At 60.6% G+C, this 1,458-nt stretch carries 3 protein-coding genes; all 3 read right to left on the bottom strand.

Annotation, left to right across the window (positions count from 1 at the left end):
* The coding region (locus QEP12_RS16825; RefSeq protein ID WP_284214979.1) for a hypothetical protein at nt 1-213 on the bottom strand (213 nt) is incomplete at its 3' end.
* Nucleotides 210-1,223, bottom strand: coding sequence for a replication initiation factor domain-containing protein (locus QEP12_RS16830; RefSeq protein ID WP_284214980.1), 1,014 nt, complete (start codon nt 1,221-1,223; stop codon nt 210-212). The genes QEP12_RS16830 and QEP12_RS16825, both read right to left, overlap by 4 nt.
* The coding region (locus QEP12_RS16835; RefSeq protein WP_284214981.1) for a hypothetical protein at nt 1,220-1,458 on the bottom strand (239 nt) is incomplete at its 5' end. The genes QEP12_RS16835 and QEP12_RS16830, both read right to left, overlap by 4 nt.

A 1,458-nucleotide genomic window follows, 5' to 3' on the forward strand; every position in this document is an offset into this window, starting at 1 on the left:
GTCCTGCATCTCCAGGTCGCACAAGGCGGGCAGGTTGACGTTGTCCAGCTTGCGCAGGACGGCGGGTTCGCATTGGTATTCAGAACCCATCATTCCGCGGGCACCGTCACCGGCCATAGGCAGGGCAACATGCAATTTGCCAATGGAATAGGGCTTGCCGGTGGCTTTGGCGACACCTTCCGAGATCTGTACTCCGATTACGTATGCTTTCATGGCCTTAGCTCCTTCATTGAGGGTTTTGCGAGAGACGACCCCGCTATAAATCCGCCCAAGCTGGCCTTTTCCAGTCGTCTTGGAATGCCAGGGCGGGAAATTACGTCCATGAGCTCGTCGGAATCCACGTGGCCACGCAGTACGTTGACCAGTTTTCCGTAGGCTTCACGGCAGTGGCTGACCATGCGTTCGGCGGTCAGCTCACCTTCTTTTTGGTGGGTTTTGATGCGCTCACCGGCTACAGGCAGCAGCTGCTGCAGGCACTCGTAGGCACCGACGAAGTACTCGTCACGGCGGGTGAGTACGTCGAGGGGTATGTCGCGGTCTTTGCGGCGCAGCTCGACCTCAAAGCGGGTCCATTTGTCGCCGGAGCCAGGCATGAGCTGGAGGCCTTTTTCGTAGGCGCGGAGCATCTTTCCGTTCTCACGGCGGCCTATTTCCAGGGTGCGACCGTAGTACGGGGTTTCTGAGAGCCAGTCGCCGGGCGTGCTGTGGCGTGGAGGGGCTCCTGTGCCTGCTGTGAACAGGCCTTGGCTGAGCCAGTCGCGGGCGTCGTCTACGGTGAATTCACCTTCTAGGCAGTCAACGGCCAGGTCGACGCGGGTGATGGTGCAGTCCCAAGCGCTGTACAGGAAGTCCTGCATGCCTTGCCAATTGGTGACCTTGGAGCATCCGGAGCCGGAGAGGTCAAGGCGGGCACGGCCACGCATACGGTCACCACCCCAGTCAAGGAGTCCGACCTGATGGCGTGCACCGTCATCCAGGAGCACGAAGAGGCGCGCGCCGTGCTGGAAGCCAAAGTGGCCGTTGCCATCCTCAGCATGAACCTGCAAGCCGTGGGTGCGCAGCAAGTCCAGGACGGTAGCCAGGACGTGTTCGTCGGGTTCAGGCAACCAGGTGAAGGTGAGCCAGTCAACTTTTGCACCGCCGATGGCGTGGCGGGGAGTTTCCCCCAGTGTTACAGCACTGGGGGAAGCCGAGGCGTGCTGTGCGCGGTGGGAGCGGCTCATGCGATCACCTTCACAACGGAAGCAGAAGGCACCTTGCGCAGGTTTGCCATGTTGAAGGTGGGTGCGGGCTCGTTGGAGTAGCTGTACGAGGCCACCACGGGGTGGTGGGTGGTGTCTACGGTCACGATGCGGCCATGAGCACGCAGGGCTTCGATGTAGGCGTAGAAAGAATCCTCGTACACGAAGTACTTGGAGCCTTTGGGGCCATCAACCACGAAGGGACGGTCTTCAACTT

The sequence above is a fragment of the Comamonas jiangduensis genome (genome assembly GCF_030162955.1).
GTDB classification, from domain to species: domain Bacteria; phylum Pseudomonadota; class Gammaproteobacteria; order Burkholderiales; family Burkholderiaceae_C; genus Comamonas; species Comamonas jiangduensis.

Excerpts from the sequence above, each read along its gene's own strand:
- QEP12_RS16830 (WP_284214980.1), bottom strand. The coding sequence starts at position 1,223 with ATGAGCCGCTCCCACCGCGCACAGCACGCCTCGGCTTCCCCCAGTGCT.